This is a genomic window from Gilliamella apicola (assembly GCF_003202915.1).
GTDB classification, from domain to species: Bacteria; Pseudomonadota; Gammaproteobacteria; order Enterobacterales; family Orbaceae; genus Gilliamella; species Gilliamella apicola_Q.
Window position 1 is genome coordinate 563,763 of sequence record NZ_QGLP01000005.1, and the last position, 17,314, is coordinate 581,076.

General features: G+C 33.4%; 14 protein-coding genes and 3 pseudogenes. 6 read left to right on the forward strand and 11 right to left on the reverse strand.

The genetic code is table 11. The annotated features are described in order from the left end of the window. The first annotated feature begins 5 nt into the window (after window positions 1–5). From DKK79_RS08845 to DKK79_RS08855, 3 genes are all read left to right on the forward strand, one after another. A complete protein-coding gene (locus tag DKK79_RS08845; RefSeq protein WP_110423756.1) occupies window positions 6–1,394 on the forward strand; it encodes an MATE family efflux transporter in 1,389 nt (462 codons plus the stop codon). Between the two features lie 235 nt (window positions 1,395–1,629). After that, on the forward strand, window positions 1,630–2,190 hold the full coding sequence (locus DKK79_RS08850; RefSeq protein WP_146212011.1) for a hypothetical protein: 561 nt from the start codon (window positions 1,630–1,632) through the stop codon (window positions 2,188–2,190). 72 nt (window positions 2,191–2,262) lie between these two features. Then, window positions 2,263–2,916, forward strand: coding sequence for a sulfatase-like hydrolase/transferase (locus DKK79_RS08855; RefSeq protein ID WP_146212012.1), 654 nt, complete (start codon window positions 2,263–2,265; stop codon window positions 2,914–2,916). 120 nt (window positions 2,917–3,036) lie between these two features. On the opposite strand, the gene DKK79_RS08860 is transcribed toward DKK79_RS08855, so the two are convergent. From DKK79_RS08860 to DKK79_RS08900, 9 genes and pseudogenes are all read right to left on the reverse strand, one after another. Beyond that, window positions 3,037–3,390, reverse strand: a complete 354-nt coding sequence (locus tag DKK79_RS08860) for a PTS glucitol/sorbitol transporter subunit IIA (protein WP_110423759.1) — start codon at window positions 3,388–3,390, stop codon at window positions 3,037–3,039. An 18-nt stretch (window positions 3,391–3,408) separates the two neighbouring features. After that, window positions 3,409–4,437: a PTS glucitol/sorbitol transporter subunit IIB gene (srlE, locus tag DKK79_RS08865; RefSeq protein ID WP_110423760.1), complete on the reverse strand. Its 1,029-nt coding sequence runs from the start codon at window positions 4,435–4,437 to the stop codon at window positions 3,409–3,411. 12 nt (window positions 4,438–4,449) lie between these two features. Beyond that, window positions 4,450–4,971 carry a PTS glucitol/sorbitol transporter subunit IIC gene (srlA, locus tag DKK79_RS08870; protein WP_110423761.1) on the reverse strand — a complete coding sequence of 174 codons (522 nt, stop codon included), beginning with the start codon at window positions 4,969–4,971 and terminating at the stop codon, window positions 4,450–4,452. Window positions 4,972–5,016: 45 nt separating this feature from the next. After that, window positions 5,017–5,403, reverse strand: a complete 387-nt coding sequence (locus DKK79_RS08875; protein WP_025315782.1) for a transcriptional regulator GutM — start codon at window positions 5,401–5,403, stop codon at window positions 5,017–5,019. A 79-nt stretch (window positions 5,404–5,482) separates the two neighbouring features. Next, window positions 5,483–6,730: pseudogene (locus tag DKK79_RS14935) on the reverse strand (NAD(P)H-dependent oxidoreductase). A gap of 217 nt (window positions 6,731–6,947) precedes the next feature. Then, entirely contained in the window at window positions 6,948–7,895 is a 948-nt protein-coding gene (locus DKK79_RS08885; RefSeq protein WP_110423762.1) for a sugar-binding transcriptional regulator, read from the reverse strand. Between the two features lie 506 nt (window positions 7,896–8,401). Next, window positions 8,402–8,824, reverse strand: a pseudogene (locus DKK79_RS08890) (transaldolase family protein); the annotation flags it as partial. A gap of 318 nt (window positions 8,825–9,142) precedes the next feature. Next, a complete protein-coding gene (locus DKK79_RS08895) occupies window positions 9,143–10,390 on the reverse strand; it encodes an enolase C-terminal domain-like protein (protein WP_110423764.1) in 1,248 nt (415 codons plus the stop codon). A 110-nt stretch (window positions 10,391–10,500) separates the two neighbouring features. Further along, window positions 10,501–11,202, reverse strand: coding sequence for a FadR/GntR family transcriptional regulator (locus DKK79_RS08900; protein WP_220019150.1), 702 nt, complete (start codon window positions 11,200–11,202; stop codon window positions 10,501–10,503). Between the two features lie 258 nt (window positions 11,203–11,460). Between DKK79_RS08900 and DKK79_RS08905 the strand changes: the two genes are divergently transcribed. The 3 genes from DKK79_RS08905 to DKK79_RS14520 all read left to right on the forward strand — a co-directional run bounded on the left by DKK79_RS08905 (window position 11,461) and on the right by DKK79_RS14520 (window position 14,276). Next, window positions 11,461–12,228: an SDR family oxidoreductase gene (locus DKK79_RS08905; RefSeq protein WP_110423765.1), complete on the forward strand. Its 768-nt coding sequence runs from the start codon at window positions 11,461–11,463 to the stop codon at window positions 12,226–12,228. 31 nt (window positions 12,229–12,259) lie between these two features. Next, window positions 12,260–13,501 carry an MFS transporter gene (locus DKK79_RS08910; protein ID WP_110423766.1) on the forward strand — a complete coding sequence of 414 codons (1,242 nt, stop codon included), beginning with the start codon at window positions 12,260–12,262 and terminating at the stop codon, window positions 13,499–13,501. Window positions 13,502–14,138: 637 nt separating this feature from the next. Continuing rightward, window positions 14,139–14,276, forward strand: a complete 138-nt coding sequence (locus DKK79_RS14520; protein ID WP_181415283.1) for a hypothetical protein — start codon at window positions 14,139–14,141, stop codon at window positions 14,274–14,276. A 478-nt stretch (window positions 14,277–14,754) separates the two neighbouring features. Here DKK79_RS14520 and DKK79_RS14720 read toward each other — a convergent pair. Both DKK79_RS14720 and tkt read right to left on the reverse strand, forming a co-directional pair. Continuing rightward, a pseudogene (locus DKK79_RS14720) lies at window positions 14,755–14,990 on the reverse strand (transketolase-like TK C-terminal-containing protein); the annotation flags it as partial. A gap of 229 nt (window positions 14,991–15,219) precedes the next feature. Beyond that, complete coding sequence (gene tkt / locus DKK79_RS08920) at window positions 15,220–17,226, reverse strand: transketolase (RefSeq protein WP_110423767.1); 2,007 nt, start codon at window positions 17,224–17,226, stop codon at window positions 15,220–15,222. Window positions 17,227–17,314: the final 88 nt, after the last annotated feature.

Below are 17,314 nucleotides of genomic sequence, written 5' to 3' on the forward strand. Positions count from 1 at the left end.
TTCCAATGAAGCTACATTATCGACACGAAATAAAAAACCTAATCACGTTAGCTATACCGGTCATGATTGCACAAATATCACAAACGGCAATCACGTTTGTCGATACAATTATGGCGGGTAATTATAGCAAAACAGCACTCTCAGGAGTAGCCATTGCTGTATCAATTTGGTTGCCTACTGTTTTGTTTGGTCAAGGATTATTAACGGTGTTAACACCTATAATCTCTAACTTAAATGGAGCAGCCAAACGTGAGCAGGTAGCCGATCAGACTCGTCAAGGAGTGGTGATCGCGTTAATATTATCCATCATTATGATGCTAATTTTGTACAATTCTGACAAAATAATTAGTCTAAGAAGCTCTACTGATCATCCAATTGATCCAGAGATGGTTGATGTAGCAGTCGCATTTTTACGCGCAATTATGTGGGGAGTACCTGCCTTCTTATTATTTTTAGTTTATCGTAATCAATGCGAAGGCTTATCTAACACCAAACCCGCTATGGTGATTATATTTATAGCACTACTTGCCAATATTCCGATTAATTATGTATTAATTTATGGTAAGTTTGGATTGCCCGCTTTTGGCGGTGTTGGTTGTGGTATTACTGCCGCTATAATTTTTTGGTTAATGTTTGCTTTAATTCGTTTGTATACATTAACCGCAGCTAGCCAACGTGATATTCGCAAAACACCACTAACCAAACTCATTGATTTTGTTATCATCAAAAAAATAGTTATCCTCGGCATACCACTAGCATTAGCTTATTTTTTTGAAATGAGTTTATTTGCGGTGGTCGCACTACTTATTGCGCCACTTGGTCAAATAACCGTCGCTGCGCATCAAATTATCTTCACTATTAGTAGTTTAACGTTTGCTATACCATTATCTTTGGGGGTAGCAACCAGTATTCGTGTTGGTTACCTATTAGGTAAAAATAAACCGATACTTGCCAGACAAACTGCCTATATAAGTTTAGCAATATCTTTCATAATAGCCGTAATCGTGGCATTAATTCTGGTTATTTTTAGAACACCAATAATAACTATATTCACTCGTGAGATCGATGTAATAACTATCTGTCTACAACTGATTATTTTACTTGCCATCTATCAAGCATCAGATTATTTGCAAGTCGTAGCAAGTAATGTATTACGTGGTTATAAAGATACTAAAAGCATCTTTTTTATTACCCTAATCTCTTATTGGGGAGTCGGATTACCGGTTGGATATATTTTAGGATTAACCGATCTTGTTATGCAGCCAATTGGCGCTGCCGGTTTTTGGATAGGAATTATATTAGGTCTAGCTGTAGCAGCATTCTTACTTATTGTTAGAATGGTCTACATTCAAAAACTACCGCAAGATGTGATATTAAAAAGAGCCTCAAGATAATAAAAGTCAAAATTCCTCGCCAAATTTATCAAAAAATATTGAAAGTTTGGCGATTATTTTATCCGAAAATATTAATATTTATAACCAATTATAGTTTATTGAATAATAAGATCAAAAAATTAGACTTAATTTATAATAATTTCATATTGCCTAAAATTTATTTACTTACTTATATAATTTTGCAACTTGTCAACTGATTGTTTTAAGATGGATTGTTTTAAAATAGATTGTTTTTGTGACATTCATCAAAAAAGAGTTATTTTTGCATACTGTTTGTACTAGTCTCTCTGTATTACTGTTTTACTTATTAGGTTATCCGCAACGATTTGATAGAATACTGCTTACTTATTTTTCTCTAATTTTTTTAGCTAGATTCACATTTTTCCGTTTTTTATTAGGATTATTAACTGTTATTGCTACACTTTATTTTACGATAGGATTTTATTATGGAAGTCCAAATGTTGCAGTGGTAAGTGCAGTATCAGAAACTGATATTGATGAAATACAAGAATTTTGTTCACAATTACCCATTTACTTTTATTTTATACCATTACTATTAGTCGTATGTTTTATTCTTTTTTTTAGAAAATTTCAATTTTCTAAAATAGGAAATTATTACGTTATTACTATAGCATTACTTATCTGTCTTTATAGACCAGTCAAAGGTATCTTAAAATATCAACCAACTACATTTACTAGAATTACAACAACCGTATTAGATAATTTTAAATATCCTTTTTTTGAATTTTGTCTGGATTTATATTCAAGTGTAAAAATATATCTAACGGAAAAATAAGAACAGCTTAAGCAACTCCAACAAACTAATACAATACCTATTGTTTCGGTCAATCCTCAACATAAAACTTATGTGGTTATCATTGGTGAAAGTGTTCGTAAAGATTATATGAGTGCTTACGGCTTTAAATATAACAATACCCCTTTTACCGATAATAATGCCTCATTAATTTGGGATGGATTCATCGCTCCAGCATCAAATACCCAATCATCAATTCCGCAACTTATTGTTATGCATTTAATCGGTTCCCATCCGCATTTTTGTAAAAGATTGCAGTTTGATGTGCAATTTGATCTTAACAATAAAAACGTTTCCTGTTATGTCAGTAGTATTAAAGAAACGGATGACTTGCTAAAATCAACAGTAGAGATATTAAAAAAACATAATGAAGATTACTCTTTAGTTTACTTTGCAGATCATGGGCTTTCGCACACCGAACAATATCAAGACTTAAGACACAATTGGGAATATCAAAATAGTTTTCAAGTACCATTGATTTTTTTTGATTCAGGTGAAACCAATCAGGTTAAAATTAATAAACAAATTTCAGGTTATCAATTCGTTTATTTATTAAGTCATTGGATGGGGATTCAATTGAATGTCCAACATGATTATATGCAATATGATTTGACTGATATACCAGAACAAAAGAATATTCAAATCAAAGATTGGCAGAATAAACTATATCCATTTAATAATTTGAAAAAAGATCCTAATCCATTTTAAATAATCAATTTTTAGTTAAAAATCACTATACCATCACTAAATTAATAGTGATGGTTTTTTAAATTGAGTATTACTAAAAATAAGTAAACCCTTATATATAAATCCATTTATTACCATCTATTACTCAAAACAAATATCATCGCCAATATTTAATTCAGGGAAAACAGCTGGTTCAACTTCTATGGCACCTGGCAAGGTGCCATCATCACTTAATTTAAAATAGATAGAAATATGTCCTAATTCTTCAAAGTTTCTATTAGCCTCACTACCAACCTTTTTAATGGTATATTTATGTCTACCTAACCTAAATTCTTTACCCGCAACTAATGTTTGATTAGGCTTTTTATGAAACTCATGTATCACACAAATTTCACGTAAATCAGGTGTTGCCATTGGACCAAATAAAATAATAACTTTTTCTTCTTTGAATTCTGGAACAATAGAACCAATTTCAGTAATAATACTCTTTGCCATAATTAATCCTTTTAATATTTAATACATTCCAAAACTCATTACCCATGCAACAACCACAGCTAATATTCCTGTTAGCATACGGCTATAGAGTACTGCTGGTACGCCAAATTGAACGGTTTTAGGCTCGGCTTCACCTAAAGATAAGCCAACCGGAATAAAATCACATCCAGCCTGCGCATTAATCGCAAATAACGCAGGTAGTGCATAAGCAACAGGTATTGCACCAATTGCAATTTGTGAACCAATCAAAACCCCAATAACTTGAGCAATAACCGCTCCTGGCCCAAGGATTGGGGATAGAAATGGTAAGCTACAAATGAACGCAATTACCATCATCCCCCATATTGAACCAGCTAAAGGTGACAAGGTGGTAGCTATGATATGACCGATACCGGTGTAATTAATAATACCTATAAGCATGCTGATAAATGCCATAAAAGGAATAATATTTTTAATTAACATATCAGTCGAATCACGACCGGCTTGATAAAAGATTCCCATTGCTTTACCAATACCTCGGGATAATTTAATCAATAAGCCTTCTTTTTGATTTTGACGATGTTCACTCTTTATTTGTGCATATTTTTCTTTGAATTTTTCGCGATCCAAAACTGGATCTTCAGCCGTTTGTGTTTGCTGTTGTTCATTTTGCGCAGATGCTGTTGATTGTTCATTATGACCTTCTGATAGTTTTATGTTTTGAGGTTTAACGCCTGAAACAAAAACATCTTCAGTAATATGTTTTGCTAAAGGACCCGTTGGTGCTGATGGAATAACATCAATAGTAGGAATTTTTTTCATTGGATAAACACCAATTCGAGCTGTTCCACCACAATCAATAATTGCGCACAGAATTTCATTTTCTGGAATTGCATTTTTGAAACCATCTACCGCTTCCCCACCCGAAAGTTCTGCAATTCTTTGAGCAACTGGATGAATACCACCACCTGTTACAGAAAGTATCTTATGTTTTTCAGCCGTTGGCGTTAAAGAAAAACCAGTTCCCCTGCCACCTTGACCTTTATCAATAATAATTGTTTTATACATAGCGTCACTCTCCTACAGATTTTTTTTACGTATCAAGAATCTGGTGATCATTTCAGTGATAACACCACGCATTAAAATAATGATAATACCAGCTAAAAAGTACCGAACAGAAAGACTTGAAATGTTATAACCTGCATTCATAACACCATTTGCAATACCTAAATATACGAATAACTCACCAGCATTTGCATAAGGAAACATACCAGTTACAGGGTGCAAAAAAGAAACAACCGAATCATAAAAAGCCGGTTTTTGTTCTTCTTTAACAAAACGACCAAAAGTATAAGCCATTGGATTAGTCAGCATTAAAACAGATAGAATTGGCATTAAACTGTAGCGCAATAACATATTTTTGGCCGAAAATTGAATCGCTTTAGTGACTCGTTGTTCACCAATAAAAGCGATTAGAGAATATGTAAATGTCAGTAACACAATCAAAAGCGGGACAATATCTGTCATAAACCCAACAAAAACTTTCCCACCAGCCTGAAATAACCCAATAAAATGGGTTCCAAACCACTCAATATATTCCATTATTATCTCCTTTGTTGTTGTCTTGTAAGATTTTAATAAGTCAAATTAAACAGGAAGTTGGTTTGTTCCCATTTTTATAATTGCTCTTTCTTCAAGAGAAAGTTTTCTAGTTTCACTTTCTTCTTTTAAATTGGTTAAAATTTGTGATAAGTGGCATCCATAGAATCTTGTTAATGGTTTAAATTTGGCAAAGATTGATTTTCCTTTCAAAAGTTGGCATTCCTTAACCATTTTATTTTCATCTATCACCATCACCACAATTGCGCTTGAACCTAACTTTTTACGTTCAATAGATGAATAAAGATGATAATTTTTAGAATTTGAATATTGTTGAGTGATGTTGTACATATATCTTTGATAATACCTAATTTGCATTAAACTCAATATCGACTGTAAAACAAAAACAACACTGGCGATTATTACAATATTCATGTTTACAAACCTCATTAAAACAACTTAACTTATAACGCTAAGAACTGCTGAATCTTATTACTCAGCAGTTCTTATATTTTTAACTAAAGACTTCATCTTGAAGTTTGCGTAACTTCCAAACTGTTGTTGTTTCATCTAAAACAACATCATCTTCAGTTAAAAACTTACCATTTGGTATATCTCGTTTGGCAACGACATTACCGCTGATAAGACCAATTGGAATATTTTTGTTTTTCTTCATATCCGCATGAGTTTCAATTACACCACGAACACAAAAACCACCAATGCCATCAAGTCTTTCACCAATCTTGATATCCTTTTTAACAACAGTAACTGTTTCAGATACTGGAGCACCACAAGGAACAATAGCGGTATCATGATTTAAAATAGCTTTCGCAATAGTCATTGGTGTTTCAAGACTAGCTAAATGGAAAGGACGATATAAAATGTGATGATCCCTATCACCTTTTTTCATTAAGTAATTCAATTCATTACTTACATTAGGATTTTGACCTTTAACAATAACAAAAATACCAGGAGCTAAACCATCAACATATTCAACAACGCCAAATTTATTAAGAACACCTCCATTTTCTTAAAGATTTAAATCTTTAAGTACTGAATCTAAATCGCCTTTGACACCATGCATGCCAACTACATCTGGGATGAACCCCATTGCATTAGATAGTAAATTCATTTCTGCCATAGTCTTCGTTCCATCTTGGAATGCAGCTAACATGTGAGATGACATATGTTTTGAATCAGCTTCAGCTTGTGCTGTATCAGGGTTTGCTTCGATTTTTAATTTATTGTTTTTTCCTTTACCTACAACTAGAACTTCCATTCCCATTGATTTGGCAAATTCATACATTTCAAGTGTTGCTGCTGGTTCATCTCCATCAGAACCGGTATAGATAAGATCAGCGGCACTAAATAGTTTATGCATCAAAGGGCCTATTGTGATATCTATCTCAACATTAAGAAGAACTAAATGTTTTTTGGCTAATAATGTTTCTAATGCAATTTTTGCACCTACTTCAGGTACTCCTGTTGCATCAACAATTATTTCAACATCTTTTGATTGAATTACTTCTTTAAAATTTTTAGAAACAAGAATATTATTTTCTTTACTGGCACTTGTCTTATAATCTTTTGCAGCTTGCTGTGCAGCTTCTAAATTGATATCACTAATTCCAGTTACACACATTCCCGGTATGGTAGCTATCTGCGCTATCATTCCTGTTCCCATTTGACCAGCACCAATAACCCCCACTCTAATTGGGTTGTCATTTTCTTCTCTTTGTAACAATTGTTTATAGACGGTCATTTTTGTTTTCTCCTTATGAAAATTAATATTAAATAGATTTAACATCTATTTATCATAAAGATAACATAACAAATATTAACCACAATTAATAAAATACCATTATGTGACTTTTGTCACACTAAATGACATTTATCTATAATGTTTAGATTTTGGCTATAAAAAAGCCTCTTTATAACAATAAAGAGGCTTGCTAACTGAAATTTAAATATTAAATTCGTTAAAAAGTGGTATTTAAAATATATTCAGCCATTTTGTCAGTCATCACAACAATATCAATAATGTTAGAATTTAAAGCCGCCACCACCGCTTTTTCTTTATTTTCACCTGATACAATGGCAACCACGGTTGGAATTTCACGTAAATCCGCTAAACTTAAACCTATAATCCTCTGATTTATCGGGCTGTTAGCTTCTTCGCCGTCAGAAGTATAAAAACGTGAATTACAATCGCCGACGACATCGTAATAACGAAACTCCTCAAGATCTTTGCTATTAATATAGCCAATCTCTTGCATAGTACTGTTATGATAAGGATTTGCAATACCGACGATGGCCATATCAACAGTTTTACCTTCATTAATAACTTCATTTATATATTTATTTTTAGATAAATCTAATTTCATGGTTTGATCTTCAACTAACGCCGGTGCATAAAGATATTTACAGGTACACTGCATTTTTTTCTTAAGATCATAACAAATTTGATTAGAGTGCAAGTCAACTTCTTCTGTCCCCATACCACCAATTAAGGGGACAATAACTAGCTCTTTATGCGTAATATAAGGAAATTCATTAACAAATTTTCTAATTGTTTTTCCCCATGAAATACCTAATTTATTAACTTTCAAAATTCGTTTATTCAATGCATAAGCAGCCTTTTTGGCTAACCAATTAGAGGATTCTTCATAAGACAGATCATGGGTTGCAACAACAATCGCTTCTTCGAGTTTAAATTTAGATTCAAGTTTTTGCTCTAATTCAACTGTATATGCAGTTTCATCTTTAATAAAAATTTCAACAATACCTAAATCTTTAGCATCCTGTAATTTTTTTGAAATTATTGATCGTGAAATACCTATCTTTTGAGCTATTTGAGCTTGAGTCCAACCATACTGGTAATACCAAGTCGCAATTTTGACTAAATCTCGCTTTTCTTCCCATCTCATAAATCACTCCTGCCGATTTTTTGTAATTAACAATAGTTAATCAATATAACAAATGCTTTACCCATAGTAACATAAATCGAAAAAAATCAAATATTAGCTTAGCGGTTAATCACTAATATTAGTAAAACACAGTTATGAAATTTAATAAACATACTTAAACAAATTAAAAATAAATAACTTATTACACTTATCACATTTTGTGTTTGATTAACTGATGAGAGGAGTATTTGCTAAAATGATTCCGTTTTTGGCGATATTTTCATATGTCGAGATAAATGACTAAATTTAATTTTTTATATAATATAGCAACGAGAAGTATTCATCATATCAACTTAACAGAATGAATTAATTTAGTTGGACGTCTTTTGCTCACTAACATCAGATAATAATTAAACTATTTCGAGTATAGCTAAGGGATTATTAGCAGTCGTAAACTTTGAATTTAGCAAAATTGGTTATATAAAACGGAGAAATAAAGGGGAACTATCTCCCCCTTTTATTGCTAGTTAAAGCAAGGCGCTGATCATATCTTCAAGTTTACCCTGATCGACGGCAAAGGCACGAATTCCTTCTGCTAGTTTTTCCACTGCCATTGCATCACTGTTGTGTTGCCATCTAAATTCAGCTTCTGTCATTAATGCTGGACGTTCAACCACAGTTTGATTTGGATTTAATTTCCGCTCAACTGGTGCATTGGATTGTTGCATTTCTGCCAATAAATTTGGGGAGATTGTTAAACGGTCACAACCCGCCAACGCTAATATCTGATCGACTTTACGGAAGCTTGCTCCCATCACTATCGTTTTGTAACCATGTTGCTTATAATAGTTATAAATATTACGAACCGATACCACCCCAGGATCTTGATCGGCAACATAAGGCTCAATCGGTTTCTTCGCTTGATACCAATCATAAATACGACCAACAAATGTTAAGGTATTACGAAGTCATAAAAACACTAAAAGTGTTTTTACATTACTCTTATTGATGAGTTGAATTACCGGATAGATATAACAAAGGATTAACCGATCTTATTATATAGTCAATTGGCGTAGCTGATTTTTTGGATAAGAATAATATCAGTATTAGCTGTAACAACATTTTTCTTTATTGCTAAAATGATCAACAGTAAAAAGCAACCACTGAAAGTAATTTTTAAAAATAGACTCTAAATAATATATAACATTAAAAGGATTAACATAATTTTTGCTTCAATTATACAAAAATAAGTTAATCCATTATAGTAGTTATGGTCGTGCTGCGGTTCCATCAGGAGTTCGAGCATTTGTCCATGACGGTAATCCACCAATCACTGGAAATTTTTTCGCTTTTTGTTCATCAATATCGATACCTAATCCTGGTCTATCACTTAGATAAGCATAGCCCTGATCAATTTCAGGACAACCTGGGAACACTTCTCGCAGGTCATCGTTCATTGGGGTGTATTCTTGAATACCTAGGTTAGTAATACTTAAATCAATATGCATATTGGCAGCAACACCTACAGGTGAAATATCACCAGGACCATGCCATGCGGTCCGGACACCATGTAATTCACAAAGTGTCGCTAATTTTTTAGCGGGTGTTATTCCGCCAATCATACTGATATGACAACGGATAAAATCAATTAAATGTTGGGTAATGAGATGCTTATATTCTGCAATATGGACAAAAAGTTCCCCCATTGCAATTGGTGTTGAAGTTTGTTGGCGCATAACATTTAAAAAATCTACATTTTCAGGAGCAACAGGATCTTCTAAATAAAATAAACGATAATCCTCTAAACTTTTTGCCATTTGCAGTGCTGCAATCGGTTGAATTCGTTCATGAACATCATGAATAAATTCGACATCAAAACCAATTTTATTGCGTAGATGGTCAAAAAATTGAGGAATACTGCGCGCATATGCATCAGGATCGAAATAGATACCAGCAGTTTTGTTATGAGGTGAACGTTTAGGGTGAATATTTTTGGCTTTATCATATTGAGTATTGATCAATTTGAGATCTTCAGTGCCAGCGCCACCATACATCCCCATCTGGCAACGTACATATTGATACCCCTCTTCCATGGCGGCGCGAATATTGTCTTCAGCAGCAATAGCATCCCCACCATCACAATGACGATAAAGAGGAATACCATCACGACATTTTCCACCTAACAGCTCATAGACAGGCATGTTTGCCATTTTACCTTTAATGTCCCAAAGTGCCATGTCCATAGCAGATACAGCATTATTGATTACTGGACCATTACGCCAATAGCCGCTAACCACGGCTGATTGCCATAAATCTTCGATTCGACGGGGATCTTTACCTATAAGAAATGGTTTTATGTAGTCGTTTATTGCAGCTTCAACTGCAAAAATTCGTTGGGTAAATGTTGCGCAGCCTAGACCATATAGACCGTCTTGGTTAGTTTCAATCTTAACAACAACCAAATCTATTCCACCCGGTGCTGTTAAGATAGTTTTCACATTTGTTATTTTTAACATAAAATCTCCGATGTATACTTGTTTTCTAGCCAACTTGTATGACATCGTATCTCGCAAATTAAAAATAACACTATCTCAGATAGTATGCAAGTTTTTTAAATTAGCATTGATCAAACTTCTTCTTTTAGTTTATTAATTGCAACAACATTGGTTTTCATTGCATTATCAAGTGAGAGTTTTGCGGTAATAACATCATGCTCTTTGATAGCCATAAAGACTTTAATATGAGCTTCAATACTTTCGAGTGTTATACCTAGCACTCGGTTCAGTTCTTCTAAATAATAATAATACACATCCTTAATAGTATGAATAATATTAATAAATATTTTGTTATGTGATGCCTCTATAATCGCGATATGAAAGTCTAAATCAGCTTGTGAATATTTTTTGTAATCATTCTTATTTATTAACATACGGTTTAACGCTTCTTCGATTGCTAAAATATCTTGCTCATTAGCATTGATAGCAGCAAGTTCAATACACTTAAATTCAACCGTTTGTCTAAAAACCATCATGTCAGTAAATTCTTCTTGACTTAAATGCATAATGGGTTGATTAATATTAAATATTTTATTCTTATTCAAATTTTTAGAGACAAAAGAACCCATACCATGTTTTGTATAGATAATCCCCAAATCACGTAACTTTTGCACCGCACTACGAATGCTGGTGCGACTGACACTAAAAAGATCGGTTAATTCAAATTCAGATGGTAATTTACTCTCTTCAGGCCAGCTTCCATCTAGTATTTTACTTAACATCTGTTCATAGACTGAGTCAACTATATTATTTTTTGGAATTGATTGAATCATTACTTTTATCATCTTTTGATTATTATTAATGATATTACAGCTGATTGCTTCTATTTTATCAATGCTTTTAATCAATCAGTTATCAAAATTCTCGATTAATTTTGTAGACTTGATCACAAAATTAATACTCTTTTCTTGATCAAAATAAAAACTAAATGCATTCTAACAACATCTTGTATGTCATGATACAAGCAAATGTATGACAATGTATCTCGCCAATATTATTAAACATACAACAAATTTTAAAGGACAAATATAATGCATAAATTATTTGATTTAACAGGAAAAACTGCTTTGATAACCGGTTCTGCACGAGGATTAGGTTTTTCTTACGCGCAGGGTTTAGCCTCTGCTGGTGCTAATATTATACTGAGTGATCTTCATCAGGAGCCTCTTAATGAAGCGGTAAATAAATTAAAAGCTAAAGGTTATAAAGTAACTGGTTATGTTATTGATGTTGCTAAAGAAGAACAAATTATTAATGTGTTTAACCTTATGGATAAGGATGGTATTCATGTTGATATTGTCATTAATAATGCAGGAATTCAACATCGACAACCAATGGTTGAGCTCGAATTAAAAGATTGGCAACGTGTAGTAGATATTCATTTAACCGGCACTTTTTTAGTTTCACGTGAAGCGGCTAAAAGAATGATCGCCCGTAAATCAGGCGGTAAATTCATTAATATCTGTTCGTTAACTAGTGAACAGGCTCGTCCGACGGTTGCTCCATATACTGCCGCAAAAGGTGGTATAAAAATGTTAACTAAATCAATGGCAGCTGAATGGGGGCAATTTAATATTCAAGCCAATGCGATTGGTCCTGGCTACATTCTAACTGATATGAATGAAGCTTTAATTAAAGATGAAGCTTTTGATAATTGGGTTAAAAATAGTAACCCAACAAAACGTTGGGGGAAAACTGAAGAATTAATTGGAACAGCAATATTTCTTTCTGCTTCGTCATCAGACTATATAAATGGTCAAGTAATATACGTTGATGGTGGCTGGTTAGCTGTACTTTAATTAAAAATAAATTATCTAGGTAAGAGTTATTATGAATACAAAATTATCTATAAAACGTTGGTGGTATTTGATGCCAATCATTTTTATCACCTATAGTTTGGCTTATCTCGACCGAGCTAATTATGGATTTGCAGCAGCAGCAGGAATTGAACAAGATTTAGGTATTAGCCACAGTATCTCATCGTTGATTGGAGCGTTGTTTTTTTTAGGATACTTTTTTTTTCAAATCCCTGGAGCTATTTACGCATCTAAACGAAGTGTTAGAAAACTCATATTTTGGTGTTTGATATTGTGGGGGCTTTGTGCAGCTGCAACTGGAATGGTACAGAATATAGCAATGTTAATGGCGATTAGATTTATTTTAGGTGTTGTTGAAGCAGCTGTAATGCCTGCAATGCTTATCTACATTAGCAATTGGTTCACTAAATCAGAACGTTCACGAGCAAATACTTATTTGATACTTGGCAATCCCGTTACAGTACTATGGATGTCCATCGCTTCAGGTTATTTAATTGAAGCATATGGATGGAGAGAAATGTTTATAATTGAAGGTTTACCCGCTATTCTTTGGGCTTTTTTTTGGATTGCAATAGTTCGGGATAAACCTGATGAAGTCAAATGGTTAAGCACTTCTGAAAAAGAAAGCTTACAAAATGAAATGAATAAAGAGCAAGAAAATATTGTTCCTATTAAAAATTATAGCGCGGTTTTTCATTCTCCTATCGTCATCAAACTTAGCCTAATACATGGTTTATGGAACATTGGTGTATATGGATTAATGATGTGGATGCCATCAATCATCAAATCGGCGTCTTCGTTTGATTTAGTTTCAACAGGATGGTTAACCTCCGTTCCTTATCTAGCTGCAATTTGTTTGATGGTAACAATTTCGTGGTTATCAGATAAATTTCAGAATCGTAAACTATTTGTTTGGCCATTACATGCAATCGCAGCAGTATCATTTTTTACATCATATATACTAGGTATTGAATATTTTTGGGTTTCTTATCTTTTACTCATTGTTGCAGCTGCATGTATGTATGCGCCATATGGACCATTCTTTGCTTATGTTCCAGAACTCATACCTAAAAATGTTCTAGGTATTTCCATTGGTACTATAAATTGTTCAGGCGCATTAGGTTCGTTTTTAGGCGCTTGGTTTGTTGGTTATTTAAACGGTATTACTGGCAGCCCAAACACTTCCTACACACTGATGGCTTGCTCACTACTTGGTGCAGTAATTCTAATGTATAGCATAAAAAATAAAAAATAATCCTAATATATTAATTTTTCGAATAAATAATCATTGCATAAATATGTAATGATTATTCATATTCATCTAAGGTAAATATATGTAGCTTAAATTTTGATTTCTTATATAATTTTCAAATTATTAATCTACTGTTTTAAAAGATATTTTTTTCTAATAATCATCAAAAAAGAGTTATTTCCACATAGTTTTTTTATTTGCCTTTCTATATTACTGATTTAATTACAAAGTTAACCAGAAAGATTTAATAATATACTATTTATTTATAATTTTTTAGTCAGGTTTTCATTTTTCCGTTTTTTATTGAAATTATAATTTTTTATCGCTGCACTTTATTTTCCGATAGGATTTTATTATGTAAGTCCCAAAGTTGCAGTGGTAAGTGCAGTATCAAAAACTCATATTGTTGAAATACAAAAATCTTGTTCACAATTACTCTTTTACTTTACTTTTATTTTATACCATTACTATTAGTCATAGGTTTTATTCTTTTTTTAAAATTTCAATTCCCTTAATTAGTCAGTCTAGTTATTTTTATAATCGTGAGGTCAATACAAAATTAAATAATAATATTATCGCGATTGCTATTAATGCAGGATTTGAAACCTATTTGCTATCTAATTAAGGAATATAAGGTAGAATGGAAATAACGGTACAGAGAATTACAGCTTATAGTAAAAATATCTTCTATACCAAAAAAGGCGAATACAACCGTAAATTATCTCGTGGTAAATACGATACTTTACTTTTAACTGAATTAGATCCCTTATTAACATAATAGCATGATAAACCAAAATTTATTGTTATGAACTTAATTGGTTCCTATACTCATTTTTGCAAAATAATTACAGTTTGATATGCAATTTGCTCCTAACAATAAAAATGTATCCTGTTATGTTAGTAGCATAAAAGAAACAGACGATTTGATAAAATCAACAATAGAAATATTAAAAAACATAATGATGATTACTCTGTAGTTTTCTTTGCTGATCATAGGCTTTCGCACACTGAACAATACCAAGATTTAAAACATTATTGGGAAAACCAAAAAAGTTACCAAGTGCCATTGCTATTTTTTAATCCAGGTGAAACCAATCAGGTTAAAATTAATAAGCAAATTTCAGGTTATCAATTCGTTTATTTATTAAGTCATTGGATAGGGATTCAATTGAACATCCAACATGATTATATTCAATTCAATATGACTGATATACCAAGACAAAAGAATATTCAAATTTTTATATTTAAATTGATATTTATTTCAACAAATTTTTCGCCTGTTCAACCACATTCTCAACAGTAAAACCAAACTTAGCAAACAGTTGTTCTGCTGGGTTTGATTCATCGAAGTTTGTCATACCGATAATTTTACCGTTTAGGCCAACATATTTATACCAGAAGTCACTAATGCCTGCTTCAATAGCTAAACGAGCCGTTACTGATGATGGTAATAGTAATTCTTTATAGGTTTGAACTGCTTATCAAAAGCATCGATTTTTTGATTGTGCTGTAGTGGGGGAAAAATTTATAACCAAATAATAAACAATAAGTTATAAAATGGCTTTCCTTACTGGGAGTTGGATATATAAGTGACTAAAATAATCGATAATGCGTTTTAAAATTAAGATTAAGATTATAACTCCTAGAAACATAAAATAAACGTATAAAAAAACTTCGCTAAAGTTATTAGCGAAGTTTTATACTATTAAGCAAACTATAATTTATTTCAACAAACTTTTCGCTTGTTCCACAACATTATCAGCAGTAAAGCCGAACTTAGCAAACAGTTGTTCTGCTGGGCCTGATTCACCGAAGCTTGTCATACCGATAATTTTACCGTTTAGGCCAACATATTTATACCAGAAGTCACTAATACCTGCTTCAATAGCTAAGCGAGCCGTTACAGATGATGGTAATACTGATTCTTTATAGACTTGATCTTGTTTATCAAATGCATCGGTTGATGGCATTGAAACCACTCTCACTTTTCTACCCGCTGCAGTTAGTTCATGATATGCAGCAACGGCAAGCTCAACTTCTGAACCGGTAGCAATAAGGATAAGTTCAGGGGTGCCGCTACAATCATTTAAGATATAACCACCACGATAAACATTGGCTAATTGCTCTTCAGTACGTTCTTGTTGTTTAAGATTTTGTCTTGAGAAGATAAGTGCAGTAGGACCATCTTTACGTTCAATCGCGTATTGCCAAGCAATAGCTGATTCAACTTGGTCACAAGGACGCCACGTACTTACATTTGGTGTTACACGTAAGCTTGCCATTTGTTCTACTGGTTGATGCGTTGGACCATCTTCACCTAAACCAATTGAGTCATGGGTATAGACAAATAAAGAACGAATCTTCATTAAAGCGGCCATACGGACTGCGTTACGCGCATATTCCATAAACATCAAGAAAGTGGCGCCATAAGGAATAAAGCCACCATGTAGAGCAATACCATTCATAATAGCTGACATACCAAACTCACGTACACCATAGTGGATATAGTTACCAGCTGGATTTGCTAAAATTTCTTTAGAGCCTGACCACATGGTTAAATTACTTGGTGCTAAGTCAGCAGAACCACCTAAGAATTCAGTTAACACTGGCGCAAAAGCTTCAATCGCGTTTTGTGAGGCTTTACGAGTAGCAATAGTTGCCGGATTAGCTTGTAATTTATTAACAAAATCTTTAGCTGTTTGTTGCCAATTGCTTGGTAGCTCACCATTCATGCGGCGCTTAAATTCTTTGGCTAAATCTGGATAAGCTTTAGCATACGCATCAAAACGTGCATTCCATTCGTCTTCACGTTGTTTACCTTTTGCTTTCGCATCCCACGCGTCATAATACTCTTTTGGAATGTCAAATGCAGGATAAGACCAACCTAATGCTTTGCGAGTTGCTTCAATTTCAGCATCACCAAGGGGCGCACCATGGCAATCATGACTTCCTGCTTTGTTTGGAGAACCAAAGCCGATAACTGTTTTACACATTAATAATGATGGTTTATCAGTCACTGCTTGTGCTTGTTCAACCGCTTGAGCTAATGCTTTCGCATCGTGGCCGTCAATGCCACGAATCACATGCCAACCATATGCTTCAAAACGTTTAGCAGTATCATCGGTAAACCAACCTTCAACTTCACCATCAATTGAAATACCATTATCATCATAAAAAGCAATCAGTTTGCCTAATTTAAGGGTTCCGGCTAATGAACAAACTTCATGAGAAATGCCTTCCATCATACAACCATCACCCATAAATACGTAAGTATGGTGATCAACAATAGTATGACCTGATTTATTAAATTGCGCAGCTAATGTTCTTTCAGCGATTGCCATACCAACAGCATTAGCAATACCTTGACCTAATGGGCCTGTGGTTGTTTCAATGCCCGGAAGATGGCCATATTCAGGGTGACCTGCGGTTTTAGCATTTAATTGACGAAAGTTTTTTATGTCATCAAGCGTTACGTTATAACCAGTCAAATGTAATAAGCTATAAATTAACATTGATGCATGACCATTTGATAATACAAATCTATCCCGATCAGCCCAATTAGGATTGGTTGGATTATGTTTTAAAAATCCACGCCAAAGTACTTCGGCCATATCAGCCATCCCCATCGGTGCACCTGGGTGGCCTGATTTTGCTTTTTGCACGCCATCCATACTTAATGCTCTTATCGCATTTGCTAGTTCGCGGTGGGATAGTGTGGTTGCATTCATGATAATAATCTCCAAAAATAAATTAATAATTCATTGATTGCCTGCTGCCTACAGACGAATAAAACAGGTTATAGTAAAGTTAAAAAGA